At 40.3% G+C, this 21,607-nt stretch carries 20 protein-coding genes; 13 read left to right on the plus strand and 7 right to left on the minus strand.

Translation table 11 applies throughout. The annotated features are described in order from the left end of the window. Genes mfd through HCZ11_RS15400 form a run of 3 tightly spaced genes read left to right on the plus strand, consistent with a single transcriptional unit; the run spans position 1 to position 4,582 of the window. On the plus strand, positions 1 to 3,474 hold the full coding sequence (mfd, locus tag HCZ11_RS15390) for a transcription-repair coupling factor (RefSeq protein ID WP_167658828.1): 3,474 nt from the start codon (positions 1 to 3) through the stop codon (positions 3,472 to 3,474). Further along, positions 3,474 to 4,307, plus strand: coding sequence for a CsiV family protein (locus tag HCZ11_RS15395; protein WP_130051640.1), 834 nt, complete (start codon positions 3,474 to 3,476; stop codon positions 4,305 to 4,307). The genes mfd and HCZ11_RS15395 overlap by 1 nt, the downstream gene beginning before the upstream one ends. A gap of 11 nt (positions 4,308 to 4,318) precedes the next feature. Continuing rightward, a complete protein-coding gene (locus tag HCZ11_RS15400) occupies positions 4,319 to 4,582 on the plus strand; it encodes a DUF3862 domain-containing protein (protein WP_130051641.1) in 264 nt (87 codons plus the stop codon). Positions 4,583 to 4,615: 33 nt separating this feature from the next. Here the strand turns inward: HCZ11_RS15400 and HCZ11_RS15405 are convergent, their stop codons facing one another. The 3 genes from HCZ11_RS15405 to HCZ11_RS15415 all read right to left on the minus strand — a co-directional run bounded on the left by HCZ11_RS15405 (position 4,616) and on the right by HCZ11_RS15415 (position 9,712). Then, on the minus strand, positions 4,616 to 6,001 hold the full coding sequence (locus tag HCZ11_RS15405; protein ID WP_130051642.1) for a hypothetical protein: 1,386 nt from the start codon (positions 5,999 to 6,001) through the stop codon (positions 4,616 to 4,618). A 108-nt stretch (positions 6,002 to 6,109) separates the two neighbouring features. After that, positions 6,110 to 8,701, minus strand: coding sequence for a TonB-dependent siderophore receptor (locus tag HCZ11_RS15410; protein ID WP_130051643.1), 2,592 nt, complete (start codon positions 8,699 to 8,701; stop codon positions 6,110 to 6,112). Between the two features lie 591 nt (positions 8,702 to 9,292). Next, positions 9,293 to 9,712 carry a hypothetical protein gene (locus tag HCZ11_RS15415; protein WP_167658829.1) on the minus strand — a complete coding sequence of 140 codons (420 nt, stop codon included), beginning with the start codon at positions 9,710 to 9,712 and terminating at the stop codon, positions 9,293 to 9,295. Positions 9,713 to 10,057: 345 nt separating this feature from the next. Here HCZ11_RS15415 and ccoN point away from each other — a divergent pair, with 345 nt between their 5' ends. The 10 genes from ccoN (at position 10,058) to uspE (ending at position 18,984) form a co-directional block, all read left to right on the plus strand. Beyond that, positions 10,058 to 11,491: a cytochrome-c oxidase, cbb3-type subunit I gene (gene ccoN / locus HCZ11_RS15420; protein WP_130051645.1), complete on the plus strand. Its 1,434-nt coding sequence runs from the start codon at positions 10,058 to 10,060 to the stop codon at positions 11,489 to 11,491. A 12-nt stretch (positions 11,492 to 11,503) separates the two neighbouring features. Beyond that, a complete protein-coding gene (gene ccoO / locus HCZ11_RS15425; protein WP_130051646.1) occupies positions 11,504 to 12,178 on the plus strand; it encodes a cytochrome-c oxidase, cbb3-type subunit II in 675 nt (224 codons plus the stop codon). Positions 12,179 to 12,183: 5 nt separating this feature from the next. Then, positions 12,184 to 12,369 (plus strand): cbb3-type cytochrome c oxidase subunit 3, encoded by a 186-nt coding sequence (locus HCZ11_RS15430; protein ID WP_062569269.1) that lies wholly within the window; start codon positions 12,184 to 12,186, stop codon positions 12,367 to 12,369. After that, a complete protein-coding gene (ccoP, locus tag HCZ11_RS15435) occupies positions 12,366 to 13,331 on the plus strand; it encodes a cytochrome-c oxidase, cbb3-type subunit III (protein ID WP_130051647.1) in 966 nt (321 codons plus the stop codon). Before HCZ11_RS15430 ends, ccoP begins: the two co-directional genes overlap by 4 nt. 149 nt (positions 13,332 to 13,480) lie before the next feature. After that, positions 13,481 to 13,972: a FixH family protein gene (locus tag HCZ11_RS15440; protein ID WP_130051648.1), complete on the plus strand. Its 492-nt coding sequence runs from the start codon at positions 13,481 to 13,483 to the stop codon at positions 13,970 to 13,972. 9 nt (positions 13,973 to 13,981) lie between these two features. Then, entirely contained in the window at positions 13,982 to 16,357 is a 2,376-nt protein-coding gene (locus tag HCZ11_RS15445; protein ID WP_167658830.1) for a heavy metal translocating P-type ATPase, read from the plus strand. After that, positions 16,354 to 16,521 carry a cbb3-type cytochrome oxidase assembly protein CcoS gene (gene ccoS, locus HCZ11_RS15450; protein ID WP_058551123.1) on the plus strand — a complete coding sequence of 56 codons (168 nt, stop codon included), beginning with the start codon at positions 16,354 to 16,356 and terminating at the stop codon, positions 16,519 to 16,521. The genes HCZ11_RS15445 and ccoS overlap by 4 nt, the downstream gene beginning before the upstream one ends. After that, positions 16,514 to 17,185, plus strand: coding sequence for a sulfite exporter TauE/SafE family protein (locus HCZ11_RS15455; protein ID WP_167658831.1), 672 nt, complete (start codon positions 16,514 to 16,516; stop codon positions 17,183 to 17,185). The genes ccoS and HCZ11_RS15455 overlap by 8 nt, the downstream gene beginning before the upstream one ends. Positions 17,186 to 17,223: 38 nt before the next feature. Continuing rightward, positions 17,224 to 17,958 carry an FNR family transcription factor gene (locus HCZ11_RS15460; protein WP_130051651.1) on the plus strand — a complete coding sequence of 245 codons (735 nt, stop codon included), beginning with the start codon at positions 17,224 to 17,226 and terminating at the stop codon, positions 17,956 to 17,958. 102 nt (positions 17,959 to 18,060) lie between these two features. Continuing rightward, positions 18,061 to 18,984, plus strand: coding sequence for a universal stress protein UspE (gene uspE, locus HCZ11_RS15465; RefSeq protein ID WP_130051652.1), 924 nt, complete (start codon positions 18,061 to 18,063; stop codon positions 18,982 to 18,984). 43 nt (positions 18,985 to 19,027) lie between these two features. On the opposite strand, the gene ttcA is transcribed toward uspE, so the two are convergent. From ttcA to HCZ11_RS15485, 4 genes are all read right to left on the minus strand, one after another. After that, entirely contained in the window at positions 19,028 to 19,921 is an 894-nt protein-coding gene (ttcA, locus tag HCZ11_RS15470) for a tRNA 2-thiocytidine(32) synthetase TtcA (protein ID WP_130051653.1), read from the minus strand. Between the two features lie 249 nt (positions 19,922 to 20,170). Further along, complete coding sequence (locus HCZ11_RS15475; protein WP_167658832.1) at positions 20,171 to 20,584, minus strand: hypothetical protein; 414 nt, start codon at positions 20,582 to 20,584, stop codon at positions 20,171 to 20,173. 21 nt (positions 20,585 to 20,605) lie between these two features. After that, positions 20,606 to 21,121, minus strand: a complete 516-nt coding sequence (locus HCZ11_RS15480; protein ID WP_167658833.1) for a demethoxyubiquinone hydroxylase family protein — start codon at positions 21,119 to 21,121, stop codon at positions 20,606 to 20,608. A gap of 1 nt (position 21,122) precedes the next feature. Then, entirely contained in the window at positions 21,123 to 21,545 is a 423-nt protein-coding gene (locus HCZ11_RS15485) for a hypothetical protein (protein WP_167658834.1), read from the minus strand. Positions 21,546 to 21,607: the final 62 nt, after the last annotated feature.

Here is a 21,607-nt window from a genome sequence, read left to right on the forward strand (position 1 = left end):
ATGGCGTTTGCGCAATGGGCAGCATTGCCTTGGGTAAAATCTGAGAAAGATAAAATTCAATGGGGACAACTTACTGGTAGCGGACTTAGCATCGCCATCGCAGAAGGTGTAAAACAACACAACGAGCTGGTTGTGATAGTCACCCCAGATACGCCAAGCGCCCTACGCCTTGAAACTGAGTTAGAATTTCTATTGCCTGAAAACCCAGTCATGGTCTTTCCTGACTGGGAAACGCTGCCTTATGATCATTTTTCACCACACCAAGATATTATTTCTGCACGCTTAGCCACGTTAAACACATTAAAAAAAGAACAACAAAGTGTTTTAATCGTACCTGTATCAACTTTGATGCTTCGTACAGCGCCAGCATCATTTATTTATGGGTCAACCCTTAACTTTAAAGTGGGTGATACCTTAGATACGCACACTCTACGTGAAAATCTTGAACAAGCAGGCTATTTGCATGTACAACAAGTGATGGAGCATGGTGAATATGCTATCCGTGGCTCTATCGTTGACTTGTATCCTATGGGTAGCCCTCACCCATTCCGTTTAGACTTTTTTGATGATGAGCTCGACAGCATTCGTTTATTTGATGTTGAAAGCCAGCGTTCAGATGAAAAAGTAGACAAAATTGAGCTATTACCAGCTCATGAGTTTCCAACTAACGACTCTGACATTGAGCGTTTTCGTATCAATTATCGTGAGCAATTTGGCGCAAGCTCTGAGCAAGACTCAATTTATATGCAGGTCACCAAAGGTACATGGCCTGCCGGTATAGAATATTATATGCCTCTGTTCTTTGATGAATTGGCAACTATATTCGATTACTTACCTAGCAATACGACGTTTATGCATTTTGGCGATATTGAACATGCTGCTGATCAATTTTGGCATGATGTAAATGTTCGCTATGAAAACCGCCGTGTTGATCCACTTAGACCATTACTTGAACCTGTAAAGCTATATCAAAGCGTTAATGAACTCTTTGGTGAGTTTGGTAAATACGCACGTATTCGTTTATCTCAAGCGAAACTAGGCACTAAAGCAGGCCATACAAACCTTGCCAGTAAAGAGCTACCAAACGTACGTATAGATCATAAGCTACATGAGCCTTACCAAGGTTTAATTAACTATGTTGCTAGTGAGAAAAAACAAAAAGGCCGCGTACTGCTGTCGGTTGAATCTGACGGACGTCGCGAATCTTTACTGACACTATTAAAACCAAGTGGTTTAAAGCTCAAAGAATTCGAGTCTTTCAGCGATTTTACAAATAGTGCTAGTGATGTTGGCTTAATAGTATCGCCACTTGAACAAAGTGTGGTGTTAGACGGTAAACCGCGTTTAACCATTATCACTGAACAAGAATTATTAGGCATTAAAGTATCGCAACGTAGACGTCGTAAACATAAATACGAAGCCAGCCAAGATGCACTTATTCGTAATCTTGCTGAACTGCGTGAAGGCCAGCCAATTGTTCACCTTGATCATGGTGTAGGTCGCTACCAAGGGCTTGAAACAATTGATGCTGCCGGTGTGATTACTGAGTTTGTTACGATCATCTACGCCAACGAGGCAAAACTATACGTACCTGTTTCTGCGTTACATATGCTTAGCCGTTATTCTGGTGGCGAAGAAGCCTCTGCACCACTACATAAACTAGGCTCCGATGCGTGGGAAAAAGCAAAGAAACGTGCCGCTGAAAAAGTTCGTGATGTCGCCGCAGAATTATTAGATATTTACGCTAAACGCCAAGCTAAACCAGGTAATAAGTTTAAGCTTGATGGCAGTGCTTACCGTCAGTTTAGCGACAGCTTCCCATTTGAAGAAACCGATGATCAACGTAATGCCATTGAATCTGTGCTTGGAGATATGCAAAGTAAACAGGCAATGGATCGTTTAGTATGTGGTGACGTAGGCTTTGGTAAAACAGAAGTGGCGATGCGGGCTGCTTTTGTTGCCGTAAATGATAACAAGCAAGTTGCTGTACTTGTGCCAACGACACTGCTTGCTCAGCAACATTATGAAAACTTTAAAGACCGTTTTGCCGATTTACCTATTGAAGTTGGCGTTTTATCACGCTTCAACTCAACAAAAGAGCAAAAAGACACGCTTGAAAAAATGGCTGAGGGCAAATTAGATATTGTTATTGGTACTCATAAACTGATCCAACAAGATATTCAATTTAAAGATCTTGGTTTATTGATTGTTGATGAAGAGCACCGTTTTGGTGTGCGTCAAAAAGAGAAAATCAAAGCATTACGTGCCGATGTCGATATTTTAACACTCACTGCGACCCCTATTCCACGTACATTAAACATGGCGATGAGTGGCATGCGTGACCTGTCAATCATAGCCACACCGCCTGCGAAACGTTTAGCGGTTAAAACCTTTGTTAGACAAAGAGATGCAGAACTTATTCGCGAAGCAATTCTGCGTGAAATTAAACGCGGTGGTCAGGTGTATTTCTTACATAATAATGTTGAAACTATCGACCGAGTTGCTGAAGAAATAAGTGAATGGGTTCCTGAAGCTAGCGTAACAACAGCACATGGCCAAATGCGCGAGCGTGAGCTTGAGCAAATTATGAGTGATTTTTATCACCAAAAATATAACGTGATTGTATGTACCACCATTATAGAAACAGGTATCGATGTACCGACAGCCAACACTATTATTATGGATAGAGCAGATAAGCTTGGCCTTGCGCAGCTGCATCAATTACGTGGTCGTGTTGGCCGTAGCCATCACCAAGCGTATGCCTATCTTCTCACTGGTAACCCTAAATCACTCAGTAAAGATGCCGTTAAACGCCTTGAAGCAATTGAATCACTTGAAGACCTTGGAGCCGGTTTTGCTCTAGCAACCCATGACTTAGAAATTCGTGGTGCCGGTGAGCTGCTAGGTGACGATCAATCAGGTCAAATGCAAACCATTGGCTTTAGCTTGTATATGGAGATGCTTGAGCAAGCTGTAAACTCGCTAAAAGAAGGCAAAGAGCCAACCCTAGAGAACTTACTTGGCCAGCAAACTGAAGTTGACTTAAAGCTACCTGCATTATTACCCGATGATTATATTCATGATGTAAATGCGCGATTAGGTATCTATAAACGCATTGCAAGCTGTGCTAATCTCAATGACATGGACGAATTACAAGTAGAGTTGATTGACCGTTTTGGCCTACTGCCTGATGCTACGAAAAACTTATTCAGTTTGCAGCAATTAAAACTACAAGCAAGTAATCTTGGCATTAAGAAGATTGAAGCAAACCCGAAAGGTGGCTATTTTGAGTTTAGCCAGCATACAAAGGTTAACCCTAGCTTCATCATTGGTTTGATACAAAGTGCACCGCAGGTGTATAAAATGGATGGCGCAAACAAACTGCGCTTTGCAATTAGCGAAGCCAACGCTCGTGAACGCTTAAAAATGGTCACTGCAATGATTGCAGATTTTGAGAAAAAGGTTAGCCATTAATGTTGTTTAGAAATAGTTTAATATTGCTTTGTTGCTTATTTACAAGCTCATCATATGCAACACGTTGGTTTGAAATTGAAGTTCTTATTTATAAACAGCGCCCAGCTCCTTACTTACAAGAAGATTTCAGTCTAAAACACGATGAAATCAAGGCTAAGCGTAGCAAAGATATATTATCTCCTGCGTACACAGCACAAGCGAAACAGGCTTGTATTGAAGGTGATAACCGCTTTCGCTCTGATTCGTTTACCGACTCTTTAGTCAATACCAACCCTCATTCTAATGTGTGTGATGACAGTGTTGATTTTTTAGCTAGTTATAATCAACTGCCTGTTACACCCGTTGTTGAACCGCGTGAAGATACTGACGAAATATATCTAATTGCACCAGAGCAATTACAGTTTGTTGATCAAAAAGACCAGCTTGATAAAAAGGGCTTATCTCCTATTTTGCATACAGGATGGCGTTTTCCTGAAATGAGTGAAAGAAGTGCACCAAGCATCCGCTTATTTGCTGGAGAACACTTAGCAAAAAACACAAGATCACTTGAAAATGAAAATAACGATTTTATCAGTTTGATCGATCCTACTGAACGTTTTATTCCCGACCAGCTACAAAACGTGCCAGAGTGGGAATTAGACGGTTTAATGAAAATTTATGTTCGTCACTACCTATTTATAAATGCAGATTTTGATATTAGTCAGCGTCTAGAAAACGGTGATTATGAAAAAGCACGTTTTTCACAATTTAAACGTGTGATCAGTAACGAGATACATTATTTTGATCACCCTCGTATGGGTATGATCTTGCAAATAAGACGCTACAACCATTAATGGATACAATTATGAAAAAATATATGGCAATTGCAGCAGCTGCTGCGGCACTTACTTTAGCTGGCTGTTCAAAAGTAAGTCTAGAAAACTACGAAAAAATTGAAATTGGCATGGATAAAACTGAAGTTGAAGCTATTTTAGGCTCTGCTGATAAGTGTGAAGAAAAAACACTACACACTAACTGTATTTGGGGTAACAAAGACAAAAACATTGAAATTACCCTAGTGTCAGACAAAGTATCGCTTTACAGCAAAACAGGTTTAGACGCTAAATAAACCCTAGTGGGTGGCCAAGGCCACCCTTTTTCATCATTCATCATTTATCTTTTCTTTCAGAATATCTGTTTGCGAGTAAATCCGCTCAATATTGACAATCTTGCTGCGATTTAACGTAATCTTGTAACGCTGATACAAAGTCTCGTCTTCGCTCTGGGTAAACACTAATACAACATTTAATTGATAACGCCTCTCTACCGCTTTCTTAGAGATTTTATTGCTATCAAGATGATAGAGCTTACCTTCGCCTCGCTTTAAGTAGCGAGCAAACGGTGCCAAGCTAAATTGCATGGTTTGTTGAAGCGTATCATATCCGGGTAAAAACGCCTTGGCACTGACATGTGTTTCACTTGCAAAATGTAGCCACTGTGCAGCCTGTTTATTTTGATGCCGGCGCTTAGAAAAGATTTTTCTCACAGCTTTCGGAATACGTTTAAAGCTTGTGTATTCAAGCCAAATGTATTGGCTTGCGATCTTCTCTTTAGTAATACTGTTTTTAAACTGAAAGCGCCACTTTGGTCGGCCTCTAACAATCGCTCGCCAGATCACCCGTGTAATATCTTCTTTGAATATTTCACGAAGGCCATAAATCACACCTAAGATCAAAATCAACGTCGCTGTTACTTCGGTAAAATTTGAACGCGCATTTAATACAACTAACATCACAAATGCCATGATCACAGCAGTTACGGTACCCTTTACCATACGTTTTAAATAACTGTTTAAATGACGGGTGCTACGAGTAAGCACTACCCCATGCTCAATTAAACGTTGTAATAAACGCATTTTATTAGTGATACGATTTGCATCTTCAAGTGTTGATTGCGAGTTATACTCTTGTTCTTCTCGGTAACTGTTTTCTGCTTTACAAAACTCTAAAAGCTCGCTGCGCTCTTTTGCAAAATCACTACTGCGCGGCCCTTCATCTAGTAGTTTCAAAAATGACTGCTCTACATGCCAACTTAAGTAGTTATCGGCGTTTTTATAAAACGGCAGTAGCTTTTCATCATCTGGGGTATAGCGCCTTAGCTTTTTCAACAAGCCTTTGGTTTGCTCGCACAATTCGATAGCGGCAGGATAAAACTCTTCGGCTTCTTGGTGTTTTAGGGTGTCTTTAATATCGGCATTCAGCGCTAGTCGAACTTGATAACAATACAAGTTTAAGTTTTGCCGATAATCTTGCTGTTCACCTTTATTTTTACTAACAAAGCGACTTCTCACTAACGGTAAGTGAATGTTGTTAGCGTTATACGCAAGGTGCGATTTAAAATTGTTATTAAAGAATGATTCTTCACTAAGTGTTTGTGGATTAACACTCATTTCATTCGGAATGGAGAAATATAGGTCGAGTCGTTGCTCTGTGCGTGGTTTAAGCTCAGGCTCGATAATAAAAGATAAGTTTTCGTCTTGTTTAAGCAATATCGCCTCGTTTGTTAAAAGTACCCTTATAGTTTACGCGTTGATATACTTTCAGACAATAAAAAAGGCCCAGTAAAAACTGGGCCTTAGTAATCATTTCAAACTAGATTAGAACTTAACGTTCATACCAGCGAAGAAACGACGACCTAGTACATCGTATGTGTACGGGTCAGTGTTTGAGTCATTGTTACCTGAGTAGTAAGGTGCTTGCTTATCGAATAAGTTGTTAACACCTGCAGAGAATGACACTGTGTCGTTCAGGATGTATGAACCACTGATGTCGTGGTATACAACAGTACCAACACTTGGTACTAGACATTCGCTATCGTCAGCAAGACATGCATAGCTGTCTAAGCCGTCGATCATACGTGCTTGGTATTGTGCATCCCAGTTGTCGCCAGACGCGTTAAGAGTGAAGTTAGACTTAACTTTCGCGTAGCTACCGATACCTGAAGTTACAAGACCTGTGTAATCGATTGTGCTTGTGCCTGAATCAACGATGTACTCATCAAGGATAGTTACATCAAGACCTGTGCGCCAGTTAAGACCTGCAGCTTCAAATGCATACTTGAAGTTTACGTCGTAACCTTTAGTAGATTCGTTACCAATGTTTTGTAATTGGTTATTGAAGCTAATGCGACCAGTGCTTTGGTTGAAGTTGATTGCAGAAGACTGACATAGTGCAGTATCTTGGTTCTTGTATGCGCCCGTAGAAGCATCAAGACAGTTTTCAACGATGTATTGGTTGTTTACGCTTGAAATTGAGTTTTCGATTTCAATTTCGTAGTAGTCAACAGTCATTGAGAAACCATCTAACCACTCTGGAGCGTATACGAAACCAGCTGTTACTGTATCAGCAAGCTCTGGAGTTAATTGGTCGTTACCACCAACAGTTACTTCAGCTTGGTCTTGTGCACCAGGGAAGTTTACTTGTTCGAATGAAGGTGATTTACCTTGGTAAAGCTCAGATACTGTAGGAGCACGGAATGCAGTTGAACGAACAGCACGTAGCATTAGTTCGTCATTTACACGCCAAGTTAGACCTAGTTTCCAAGTCTCATCTGAACCAAATGTGCTGTAATCGAATGCACGAACAGCAGCGCTTAAGTCAACCATTTGTGCAAATGGTGCATCAGCTAGAAGTGGAACAGCGAATTCTACGTAAGCTTCGTTTACGTCAAAACGACCACCAGTTGGCTCAACACGTGGGTCATTTGCAAGACCTTGTGAAGTTAGTGAATCTGGAACGTACCATGCTTTTTCTTCACGACGTTCGATACCAGCAGCGAAACCAACGTAACCAGCAGGAAGTTCCATTACTTCACCGTTAAGGCCAGCAGAAAGAACTAATAATTGGCTACCACCTGAATTGTTTTCAGTGTAGTTGTACTGTGCAAGGTTGCTACCTGACCAATCAGCTTGATCAAGTGGGTTAAAGTCACCCTCTTCGATTGCGTCTTGGATTGAACCCATGTTTAGTAGGTTAGTTGCGCGGTCAACTGAGTCGTTACGACCGAATACTACTGAAGTATCCCAGCCCCAACCATTGTCGAATGCACCGTCAAGACCGATTACTGCGCGAACTGTGTCAACAACTTGCTCATAACCACGAGGACCAACATCAGTCATACGACGACCGTAAGAGATGTCTTCACCGTCAGCTACACCGTGAGAAAGAAGTGAATCACCCATTGTTTCTGCATCATAAGTGAAGTCAAACCATACTGGCTGTGGAGCCATTTGTTGAGTTGACCAACGCTTAGAGTAAGTGAACTCAGAAACTAAACGCGTTTCATCAGTTACGTCAAAGTGGCCGATACCTGTTAGGTTTAAACGACGCATTGGCGTGTAAAGGTAGCTTGTTGCTGAGTAGTTGTAAGCATCACCTGCTGAAGTGAAGTCGTGCCACTCGCCGTCTGCTTGACCTTGTAAGCTTGCATTTTCAGCCCAAACGTGACCGAAAGGCGTGTAAGAAGAACCACCACAGTAGAAGCTACCGTTATCGTAATCTTCTTCGATTGGACAATCAGAGAAATCACGGTCTGCTTGAGAAGCATCGCCACGGTCAGTGTATTGTAAACCAATTACAACGTTACCACGGTCAAAGCTTGAACCCATTGTGATATCGAAAGACGTTTCGTCTGCATCGCCTTCACCAGTGATAGCACCGTTAAGGTTCATGTCTAGACCTTCGAAGTCGTCTTTTAAGATGATGTTAACAACACCAGCTACCGCGTCAGTACCGTATACAGCAGATGCGCCATCTTTTAGTACTTCAACTTGCTTAATCATTGATACTGGGATTGTGTTTAAGTCAACAGTAGATGCTGCACCAGTACCAGAGTTGATCATACGACGACCATTAACTAGTACTAGAGTACGTTGTGCGCCTAAACCACGTAGGTCAACACGTGCGTTACCGCCTGAACCGTTGTTAACAGCAGGGTTAGTCATCGCACCGCTTGCTGCAGTCATTTTTTGTAGAACGCCATCGATGCTTGATGCACCCATTGCTTTGATGTCATCTGCGCCGATTAAAGTTACAGGACTAGACGTCTCCATATCGGTACGCTTAATGCGAGAACCTGTAACTTGAATTTTTTCAATAGACTCTGCTGCATCATCAGCAGCTAAAACTTGCATGCTTGAAAACATTGGGATTGCTGAAACAACAGCTAAACCAAGAATTGATTTTTTCATGTGAAAACCCTACTTGTTGGAAATTTACCTTTAATCAGGTAGCGCTCGTTATTATTAGAATCACGAGTCAGCGGAGGGCAACTTAGGCTCAGTTAACTGAACGAAAACTGAATGGAAGATTAAATAAAAAACACCACAAAAATGACGGACCCATTTCAGGTAATAAGGTTTCATGATGTATCAATGTTAACAGAAAAAAACACTTCTATATCAGAAAGGTAAGATTCTTTAGTAGCAAAAAAAACATGATTGAAATCAATTGCACGCACTTTGTAATCAAGTGTAACTAAAGCCCAATTAGTGCTACAAATGAAATTTTTACAAGTTGATCACACCACGTTATAAAAACCGTAAAAGCTTGGTAAGACTGCTAACCATACTTATTCACTAAAATTAACTAAATAGACAAAGTTAGCCTGTTAAACAGTGAATTAGAGGATGATTTTTTACTTTTGTTCCATCAGTTTGAAACTAACGTATAAAAATACGTTTAATGAAGAGCATTAAAGTATAAATAAATGACAAGGTAATGACGTTACTCACAGCTTCAGCGAAATTCGAAGCTGTGAGTAATAAAAATAGAGGTTGGTGTTAGCGAGTTTGAATTGAATCGAAATAATAAAACAAAGTACGAGGCTGATTATCAACAGTGTTATAAGTAAGCGTCATTTTCCAAGTCATAACAGGTTCAGAACACGCTCCGACCATAGTGTCAGCAACCCAAACCTGCCCTTTGCGTTTAAACTGTAGTGGGATGAATCCCATATACATAGTGACACCTTCAAGTTTTGCAGCTAGATTTTTGGCCTCGTTTGGCAGCTTTAGGTTAATTGCAAAAGGCGTTTCCGGGCTGATGTCTGGGTTACTCAGCCAAGCTTCTGCATTATTTGGGTAATAACAATGACGATTGTTCTCACAACTTGTACTTGTGCTGTCCTCTTCTATACTTTGGCTATCACATGCAGCTAAAAATACACTAAAAAGGAACACGGTGAATAAACTAGTTCGCACTCTATTTGCCTGTATAAAATAAAAGCGGATACTAATTAGCTACCCGCGAAAAGACAACCATGCTAGATGGAATAAGCTAATAAAAATACAAACTCTGACAAAAAATAACCAACAAAGCGCTAAAATTTGATTGATGTCATAATTTTATGCAATTGACCTATCTTTTTAAGGTCAAAAATTTTATCATTTCCATCGCAAAAATAAGGGTTTCTCGAGTTTGTTTTCTGAAGCTAGCACCTCTAAGTTGGCTTTAGGTAACACGCTTGTGAAGTAATAGTAGGCCCCACTTTTAATAAAGTGGGTAATTCATTTCTAAAACGCATTAATTGCAGCGGAAGCCAGAAAATGAGCCAAACAGTAGCATCACAAACTGAGTACAATTATAAAGTTGTACGCCAATTCGCTATTATGACAGTGATTTGGGGCATCGTTGGCATGAGTGTTGGGGTTCTGATTGCTGCCCAATTAGCTTGGCCAGCACTTAACTTTGATACACCATGGTTAACTTACTCTCGACTACGTCCGTTACACACGAACGCAGTAATTTTCGCATTTGGTACAAGTGCACTTTTTGCGACGTCTTATTACGTCGTACAACGTACATGTCAAACGCGCCTTTTCTCAGATAAACTAGCAGCCTTCACCTTCTGGGGTTGGCAACTTGTTATCGTACTAGCAGCGATTACCTTACCATTAGGTATCACAAGCTCTAAAGAATACGCAGAACTTGAATGGCCAATCGATATTCTTATCGCCGTTGTTTGGGTGACTTACGCAGTTGTATTCTTTGGTACGTTAATCAAGCGTAAAGTATCGCACATCTATGTTGCGAACTGGTTCTACGCTGGTTTCATCATTACTGTTGCCGTTTTACACATTGTAAACAGCATGGCAATTCCAGTTTCACTAACTAAATCATACTCTATCTACGCAGGTGCTGTAGATGCAATGGTTCAGTGGTGGTACGGTCACAACGCTGTTGGTTTCTTATTAACTGCTGGTTTCTTAGGTATGATGTACTACTTCGTACCAAAACAAGCAGGCCGCCCTGTTTATTCATACCGTCTATCGGTAGTTCACTTCTGGGCTCTTGTTTCTTTGTACATCTGGGCAGGTCCTCACCACCTACATTACACTGCGCTTCCAGATTGGACGCAAAGCTTAGGTATGGTTATGTCAGTTATCCTATTCGTTCCATCTTGGGGTGGTATGATCAACGGTATCATGACGTTATCAGGTGCATGGCATAAACTACGTACTGACCCAGTACTACGTTTCTTAGTTGTTTCTCTATCTTTCTACGGTATGTCTACGTTCGAAGGCCCAATGATGGCTATCAAGTCAGTAAACGCGCTTTCTCACTACACTGACTGGACTGTAGGTCACGTACACTCAGGTGCACTAGGTTGGGTTGCAATGATTTCTATCGGTGCTATCTATCACCTAATCCCTGCACTATTCTCACAAGGCCGTATGTACAGTGTTAAACTAGTTAACACGCACTTCTGGTTACACACTGTTGGTGTTGTTTTATACATCGTAGCAATGTGGATCTCAGGTGTTATGCAAGGTCTAATGTGGCGTGCAGTAAACTCAGACGGTACGTTAATGTACAGCTTTGTACAGTCATTAGAAGCTTCGTATCCGTTCTATGTTATGCGTTTCCTAGGCGGTGTATTCATCGTAACAGGTATGCTAATTATGGCTTACAACGTTTATCGTACTATTGCTGCGAAGAAAGATTCGCTTCAACTAGACGCTGACGCACAATTGGCATAATGGAGTAGCACGATGAGCAATAATAATTCACAAAACAAACACGAAATAGTCGAAAAGAACGTTGGCCTTATGGCTATCTTGACTGTCTTTGCAATCAGCTTTGGTGCACTAGTTGAGATTACTCCACTAATGTTCCAAGATGATACGACTAAACCTGTTGATGGCCTACGCCCTCTTACAGCATTAGAAATGGAAGGCCGTGACATCTACGTGCGTGAAGGTTGTTACAACTGTCACTCACAAATGATTCGCCCTTTCCGTGACGAGGTTGAGCGTTATGGTCACTACTCTGTAGCTGGTGAGTCAGTATGGGATCACCCATTCCAATGGGGTTCTAAACGTACTGGTCCTGACCTAGCTCGTGTTGGTGAGCGTTACTCAGACGATTGGCACCATGCTCACTTAATGGATCCACGTGCAGTGGTTCCTGAGTCAAACATGCCAGCGTTTCCTTGGTTAGACGAAAACAGAGTCGATACGACCCATACACTTAAAAAGCTTCAAATATTCCGTGATAGCTTCGGAATTGACAAAGCTAGCGACCGTTACGACGGTAAAGGTTATGGTAGTGACGAAGAGCTACAAGCTGACATTGCGAAAATCGAAGCCATGAACGATGGTAAAGGCGCAACTGAAATGCAAGCTCTAATCGCTTACTTACAACAGCTTGGCACACACTTGAAGTAATTATTATGGATTACGGAACATACAGAGGCATTTTGACTCTGGTAATTTTAGTACTGTTTATTGTGATTGTTGTATGGGCATACAGCAAGCGTAGCAAAAGCCGATTTGATGACGCTGCTAATGCCATATTTGAAGATGAAAAAAAACACAACAACACAATCTCTAACGAGGAAAAGGAGTCTGAGAAATGACTAGCTTTTGGAGTATATGGGTTATTGTATTAACCCTAGCGTGTCTTGCTATCATCTTCGGCCTACTTCTGTGGAACTTGAAAAACTACACAGGTGTTAAAGAAGGCGAAAGCTGTGGTCACGAGTTTGACGGCATTGAAGAACTAAATAACCCACTTCCAAAATGGTGGACTTACATGTTCTTCGCAACATTTATTTGGTCTGTATACTATCTTGCAGCCTACCCTGGTTTAGGTAACTGGGAAGGTTTAGGTAAATGGACAAGTTCTAACCAAGGTATTACTTCTCTAGCTGAGTCTAAAGAAGCGACTGAACAAGCATTAGCTAATGGTGAGAACGTTCAATTAGACCAAGAATTTATTGCCGCTGATGAGCGTTTTGGCCCAATCTTTGAGTCATTTGCAAAACAAGATATTGAAACACTAGTTAAAGATGAAAAAGCGCTTGAGATTGGTCAACGTTTGTTCTCACAAAACTGTGCACAATGTCATGGTTCAGATGCACGTGGTGGTCAAGGCTTCCCTAACCTAACGGATAACGATTGGTTATATGGTGGCACACCAGACAAAATCAAAGAAACACTTCTTTATGGTCGTGTAGCTGCGATGCCACCATGGGGTGATGCGCTTGGCGAGCAAGGCATTAAAGAAATGACTGCTCACGTACTTAGCCTTTCAGGCCGTACAGTTAACCAAAAAGACGCTGCTGCAGGTGCTGCTAAGTTTGCAATGTGTGCTGCGTGTCACGGTGCTGACGGTAAAGGTTCGGTTGCGCACAACTTACCATTTGGTGCACCTAATCTAACAGATAACATCTGGTTATATGGTGGTTCAAAACGTGCTGTTGAAGAAACACTAACCAATGGCCGCGCAGGTGTAATGCCAGCATGGAAAGACATTTTAGGTGAAGATAAAGTACACCTACTAACTGCTTACGTTTACAGCTTATCGCAAGATAAATAACCACGCGGTTAAAAAAATGTATAAACAATTAATCATTTAATTCAATAGATTAATTAAGATCAAAAAAGCCTCTATCTAGAGGCTTTTTTTTAGTCTTTTGCTTTTAAATCCGATAAAATGCTTACAACGTTTTTAAAGGTATAAGTACTATGAAACCCACTCCTTGGTATAAAAACTTTTGGCCATGGTTTTTAATCTCTTTTCCTCTTGCAGCGATCATTGGCTGCGCTGGTCTTATTTATATGGCAATTGGTAACGGCCCAGATATGGTTGTTGATGATTACTATAAAAAAGGTAAAGCAATTAACCTTGAACTCAGCAAATTTAATAAAGCAAAAGCGCTTTATTTACATGGCGATTTAAATGTTACTAACGACAAAGTTGCATTCACCTTCACTAAAGGTGATGCAAGCAATGTCCACTCTTTAAAAATGTCATTTTATCACCGCACCATTAAGGCAAATGACTTTGATGTGAGCTTAATGAAAAACGCCCATGGCGATTTTACAGCCCTACTCGACGCTCATGTTGACGGCGCATATACAGTGTTTATTGAACCAATAGATAACAGTTGGAAACTCAAAGAAGACATCATTTTACCAACTGATAAAACAATTTCGATTAGCCCTGAATATAAGTAGTAAACTCTAATGTCCGATAATTGCTTTCATTGTCTTGAAAGTGTGCCAAAAGGCTTTAATGCGACTGTCGAAATAGACGGTAAGGCACAACCTATGTGTTGTATTGGTTGCCAAACGGTTGCAGAAAATATCGTCGCCCAAGGCATGACCGATTACTATAAATTTAGAACCGTACGCTCTGGTAAAGTTGAACAACTTGTTCCAGAGCAACTCGAGTTGATCAAAAGTTACGATAACGAAGATATTCAAGACGAGTTTATTTCTGCCTCTAATAATTTATCCGAGGTGCTACTAACGGTTGAAGGCATAACCTGTGCTGCTTGTGCGTGGTTAATCGAAAAACAATTACTCAATCTAAAAGCGATAAAACGCGTTGATGTAAATACATCGACCAACCGTGCCATGATCCAATGGGATAAATCGGTTACTCCGCTTAGCCAAATTATTACCTCATTACACGAAATCGGCTATAAAGCTTATCCGTTTCAGGCAGACCTTGAGGCCAGTCAAAAACAGCAAGCTGCTAAAGCCTATATCCGCCGTTTAGGTGTTGCGGGTCTAATGACCATGCAAGTAATGATGTTCGCTTTTGCCATGTATTTTGGCATGTTCTCGGGCATGGAAGAAAACTTCGAACAGTATTTCCGCTGGATAAGCCTTGTGCTTGCTTCACCGGTAATTCTCTATAGTGCCCTACCATTCTTAACTAATGCGATTAATGGTTTAAAAGCAAAACAGCTAAATATGGACCTACCCGTATCTTTAGCAATTTTTGGTGCTTATGGGGCAAGTTGTTATGCCACTTTAATGTCTGTTGGCGAAGTTTATTTTGAATCTATCTGTATGTTTACCTTTTTATTATTACTAGGTAAATATTTAGAATTTAGAGCTCGCTTAAAAGCCAGTGAGTTTACTGCTAACTTGCAAAAGTTACTGCCCCTTACAGCCCGTATCATCGATGAAAACAATCAAGAATCAATTATCGCAGCTAAAAAGCTAAGACTAGGTAATGTTGTATTAATTAAAGCAGGCGAAACAATTCCTGCTGACGGTATCGTTATACAAGGTCAAACAACTGTTGATGAAGCCATGATGACAGGTGAGCATCAGCCAGTTAATAAGTTTATTAACCATCAAGTATACGCAGGGACTATTAACCACGATGGTGTGATCCGTATTGAGATCAACAAAATCGGTCAAAATACCTTACTTAATCAAATTATAAAGTTACAACACACAGCTTTAACTAAACGCCCAAGATTAGTTGAAATAACTGATAAGGTGGCTCAGTGGTTTGTAGCGTGTTTATTAGTGTTTGCGTCAATTACAGCGATTGGCTGGTATCAAATAGACCCTGAGCATGCTTTTTGGATTACTATTTCGGTGCTTGTTGCAACCTGCCCTTGCGCACTGAGCTTAGCGATTCCTACCGCCCTTACGTGTGCAGTAGCAAGCCTGACAAAGCGTGGAATTTTAATTAAACAAGCCCATGTATTAGAAACGCTACCGCAACTAACCGATATTGCCTTTGATAAAACAGGCACCCTTACCCAAGGTCGTTTCACTATAGAGCGAGTTGAACTAGTAAACAGCCAGTATAGTGAAGCTGACGCATTACGACTAGCAGCGCAACTTGAAAGTTTCTCTGAGCACCCGATTGCTAATGCATTCGCTGGTTTCAACGATACAGTGAACCCAATTGAGAATGTTACAATCGAACCGGGTAAAGGCATTACAGCAGAACTTAATAATCAGCACTATGCGATAGGTAAAAGTGGCTGGTTCGATACTGATAAAGCAGATGCTCAAGCAACCTTGTATATCAATAAACAAGTAGTTGCGCGCTTTTACCTAGCCGATAGCTTACGTAACAACGCAGAAAAATTGATTACTAAACTGCATTCACAGCAGCTCAATTGTCATATGTTAACTGGTGATGCTTCAAACAGTGGTGAGCAAATTGCAAAGCAGTTAAATTTAGATACTGTACATGCAGCATGTAGCCCTCGTGACAAACAAACCCATGTTGAAGCATTGGCTAGCAAAGGTGCCATTGTTGCTATGGTTGGTGATGGTGTGAATGATAGCCCGGTATTTGCAAGTGCCCATTTATCTATTGCGATGGAAACTGGCGCCGATATTTCCAAAAATAGTGCCGATGTGGTATTACTCAATAGTGATCTAACCGCCATTGAACATTTGCTTACTGTCTCGAAGAAGACTCGCCGTATTGTTAAGCAAAACTTGGCATTATCACTTATTTACAATGGTTCGATTTTACCACTTGCAGCACTAGGACTTGTAGCTCCTTGGATGGCCGTTATTGGTATGTCTGCAAGCTCCATTTTGGTTATTACCAACTCATTAAGGTTATTAAAACTATGAGTATCATCTACATCCTCATCCCAATTGCCATTTTATTTGTGCTAATTGCTATTGGTGTGTTCTTTTGGGCTGTAAAAAGCGAACAATTTTCTGATTTAAACAAACAGGGCCACAGTATCCTGTTTGAAGACGATAAAGAGCAGCACAACAAAAGTAATGATTGATCCGCAGTTTATTAGTGCATTTGTAATGGGCTTGTTAGGCAGTGGTCACTGTCTGGCTATGTGTGGTGGTATTTCCAGTAGTTTACAACTTGCCGCTAGCAAAAATCGTGCAGTTCGCTTTTCTGTTGCTTATAACCTTGGCAGAGCGCTCAGTTACATGCTTGCCGGTGCTCTAGTAGCTGGTATTAGTAGTCGCTTCGCTGCACAAAATACCTCTATCTCAGTAGGTTTATCGTTTCTAAGTGGTATTTTTATGCTACTTGTTGGGATTTATATCATGCGCCTAGCGCCCACCCTACAGTGGCTAGAAAAATTAGGAAAAACGCTAGTATGGCAGCATTTATCTAAACTGAATCGTTATTTACTACCTGTCGATACAACGCCAAAGGCCCTGTTGTATGGCGCTTTATGGGGATGGCTGCCGTGTGGATTAGTTTATTCGGCACTAACTTGGGCACTTACCAGCCCTTCTGCCCTTCACGGTGCTGGGGTAATGTTATTTTTTGCCTTAGGGACATTTCCTGCAATGATTAGTATTGGTCTAGTCAGTCAAAAAATAAACACTATTTTCAACCATGTTTGGATTAGGGTTATTCTAGGCAGCGTAATAATATGGTACGGTATATACTTATTAATTATAGCAACCGATAAGCTAATTCATTAATCTTAGCGGTTGTTAACTTATTTGAATGGATTTGATGTATGGACTTCTCACAAAACAAGTCAAAAGGCTTATGCACAATTAGCTGTAATAATTGCAGTATCAGCCAGCTATGTTTACCATTTTCATTAAACGGTCAAGAAATGGATCGTCTAGATGAAATCATCGAACGTAAAAAACCACTGCATAAAGGTGATTATTTATTTGAATCTGGTGAAAGCTTAAATGCCATTTATGCTGTGCGCTCAGGTTCGTTTAAATCTTACACTCTATCTGAACAAGGTGACGAGCAAATTACCGGTTTCCATTTAGCTGGCGATTTAGTCGGTTTCGATGCAATCAACAAAATGGCACATCAAAGTTTTTCTCAAGCCCTTGAAACATCTATGGTGTGTGAAATTCCATTCGATACGCTTGATGAATTAGCCGGTAAATTACCAAAATTGCGCCAACAAATTATGCGTTTAATGAGTAATGAAATTAACTACGACCAAGAAATGCTGTTGTTACTCAACAAAAAATCAGCTGAAGAGCGCCTTGCAAGTTTTATTTACAACTTGGCTGAACGCTTTGGTGAGCGTGGTTTTTCACGTAAAGAATTCCGTTTAACTATGACGCGTGGTGAAATCGGTAACTACTTGGGCCTAACTGTTGAAACAATTAGCCGCCTTTTAAGTCGCTTTCAAAAGGCTGGTTTTATTAAGGTTGAGGGCAAGTTTATCACCATTTTGGACCAGCAGGCACTTGCTACAACAGCGGCAATTAAATGTAAATAGAGTTTGATTTAACGCAACTTTATACTGTTTACCCCTTTAACTGTTCTAAATTTAGGTTACACTCAAAGTACTACTTTTTGCGGAACAGTTAAGGAGCAGCACATGGACGCAATTAAACGAATTTTAGCAGTTATAGACCCAACTAAAGAGCAGCAACACAGTTTAAGCCGCTCAATCGATCTAGCCAAAAAATCTGGCGCGACCATCACCGCTTTCCTCAGTATCTACGACTTCTCTTATGAAATGACAACTATGCTTTCAGCTGATGAGCGTGAAGCAATGCGAGAAGCCGTGATAAAAGACCGCCAAGAATGGTTAAATGAACAAATTGCACTTTATCCAGAACTCACTATTGATAGTTGTGTGGTTTGGCATAACCGTCCTTACGAAGCTATTATTAACACCGTGATCAACGATGGCTTTGATCTTGTTGTTAAAGGCACTCATCAACACGACACACTAAAATCGGTTATTTTCACACCTACCGACTGGCACCTTATTCGTAAGTGCCCTGCTCCAGTGTTACTTGTTAAAGAAAAAGAATGGCCAGCTCAGGGGAATATTCTAGCAGCTGTGAACGCGGTGAGTGAAAATGAGCAACACCTTGAACTTAACAAGCGTATTATTAATGATGCCCGCTTCATTTGTGACTTAGCCAATGCCACGCTTAATATTGTAAATGCGTACCCAGCAACACCGGTTAATATTGCAATAGAAATCCCAGAGTTTAATCCTGGCGTTTATAACGAATCAGTTAAAAAACATCACTTTGAATCAACGCTCTCTTTAGCTAAAGGGTTTGATATTGACCAAGCTCAATGCTACATAGAGGAAGGTTTACCAGAAGATGTCATTCCAGATGTTGCTGCACGCCTTAACAGCGAGTTAGTAGTGATTGGTACTGTTGGTCGCACTGGCTTGAGTGCTGCGCTAGTTGGTAATACTGCAGAGCACGTTATTGATAGTCTTGATTGCGATGTCTTAGCCCTAAAACCTGATGGCTATGTGAGCCCACTCGCTAAGTAACAACCAGAATATGTATTAAAAAAGCCCCAGTTTGGGGCTTTTTTTATATATTTGTTACATCAATGAACAGTGATTCATCAATGTTTGTTGATGAGACCACCGCCTCGCTAAAGTCATAGCTTTCACGATTGCCTTCTCTATCAAGTGGTAAGTTTTCAAAATCAAACAAGTTTCTATCAGCAAGCTGGCTTGGGCTGACATTCTGTAAAGACTTAAAGATACTCTCAACGCGACCTGGAGTTTTCTTATCCCACTCTGTCAGCATCGCTTTAATTGATTGACGCTGTAGATTTTCTTGAGAACCGCATAGGTTACATGGAATGATCGGGAAATCTTTGTGCTCAGCGTATTTAATTAAATCTTTTTCACGACAATATGATAACGGACGAATAACTACGTTACGTTCATCATCTGAACGTAATTTTGGTGGCATCGCTTTTAATCGTGAACCATGGAACATATTTAAAAACATAGTTTCGACGATGTCATCCAAGTGATGACCTAGTGCTAGTTTGGTCGCACCAATTTTTTCTGCAAATGAGTAAAGTGTACCGCGACGAAGTCGTGAACACAGACCGCAGGTTGTTTTGCCCTCTGGTACTTTTTCTTTTACTACTGAGTAAGTATCTTTATCAACGATGTAATACGGGATATTTAGCGTTTCAAAGTAATCAGGCAAAATATGCTCAGGAAAACCAGGCTGCTTTTGATCAAGGTTTACGGCAATCACTTCAAATTTAATTGGCGCAGCTTTTTGTAAATTAAGCAAAATATCAAGCATTGCGAATGAATCTTTACCACCACTGATACATGCCATAACAACATCGCCGTCTTCAATCATGTTGTAATCAGTAATCGCATTACCAACATGCCTTCTTAGACGCTTTTGAAGTTTATTAAATTCAAGAGTTTCTTTTCTAGTATCAGTTTGATTCATTTGCTCTGCTCATACAGGCTTTACTAAGCCATGTTTCATAGTAAAAAGTTCGGCGTGGATTATACGGACTTTTTGAGCGAGTTGAAATGATTAGCGTGGGATAATTAAAGCGCTTCACTGAAGAAGGTAGCACGTAAAGCAAAGCGCTTTGGGAATAAAGGTATCGATTCAGGATATATATTCATAACAGGCTAAACGATATTTTCTGGATATACTTCATAATTTGTAGAAAACAACATTTAGTCCAAATTAATCTAAAACGTTTGAAGCTGCTACTTCCGCCTCGATTATGGCTCTATGCGCTTTTAAACCAATATTTGTTGAATAAAAATCTGCTGCTATTTTGAGCTCTTGTGGTGATAATAAACTAAGAATTTTAAGCTTAAAAGCCATCTTGGCGGCACTCATGTCTGATGGCTCTGCCAATACAGCACTCCCCATCGCATTTATCAAAAATTGCTTTTGACTTTCCGGTAAATCTTTTAGTGTATCTGCTAATATTTGCTTTGTATCGACCTCTACATTACCACCAAGGCCATTGAAAATTTCATCCATTTTCAATGCATTATAGAATCGCTCAAATTCTAATTCCGCATTTGGCTCAGACTGAGCCGAACACACCATAAATGGCAAAGAAAACAAAATCAGCAAACAAAATCTCATTTATTTATCCTTTTTTTAGTTTTACAACTTAGTAGAGAGCCAAATAGCAAATTTGGTAGAGTGCTTAACGACTAATCTGATTGGTGAATAGTAAAATGAACTTGAACCGTTTACTTTACCTAAGTTCTGGTGTTCTCTTTCATCTTTTTGAATACTTAATACCGCTTGATATGCACTTTTATTATTTTTCTCTAAATAGCTTAATTGCCATTCTAGATGATGAAGAACAGTTGATTCAACGGCTTCTGTACATACCCAAATTGCTTTGCGACCACATAAAGCGGTAATCAAACCTAAACAATAACCACCCAAAGACCAAAACCAGATTGCGTAGCAATGTCTTACTATATGTTCTTTTAGCCAACAATCAAAAGTTTCAAAATGCTCGATTTCATGACTTAGCATTTCTTTCAGCTGTACAGTGATATCTCGATATAAAAACTTAGCGACAAGTAACTGCGCGATATAAATGCTTATCGCTCCGAATTCACCAGCATGATCAACACGTACAATTCTTGCGACTTCTTTCGGGATCACCTTAATTGCTCACTGTGCATTTATAACGCGAAGCTGTACAAGCAAGATCAGGCCAATCATCTCTGCCCCAGCAGTATTTATCATTTCTAAGTGGTTTTAGGTGCCAAACTACAGGTTTACCTTTTTTATCTAAGCGAGTTTCATTTTCAAGCTGCACTCGAATTAAATTTTTCTCTGTCGATAAAATAGTATAAACAAAGGTTTTTCTTGCTTCAGTCTCAGAAATATAGCCCTGCTCGTCATAAGAGATTTTTAATGTTTTGTTTTTAAACGCTATAGTATGAAAATTAGCTTCACAAACTGGGCTATTTGTAGACTGCCATGAGCCTTGTAACTTAGTTTGCATTTCTTGGTTGATAGGTGAATAACTGCTACAAGCTGAACATAGCAGTAAAATAACAAAAAATGCCGGTATAATTTTCATAAGTATGCTTTTAAGTCCCTGAAAAGTTGACGTTTAGCATAACGAGAATCGTAAAAATGTCC

The sequence above is a fragment of the Pseudoalteromonas sp. HF66 genome (genome assembly GCF_011806445.1).
GTDB lineage: Bacteria > Pseudomonadota > Gammaproteobacteria > Enterobacterales > Alteromonadaceae > Pseudoalteromonas > Pseudoalteromonas apostichopi.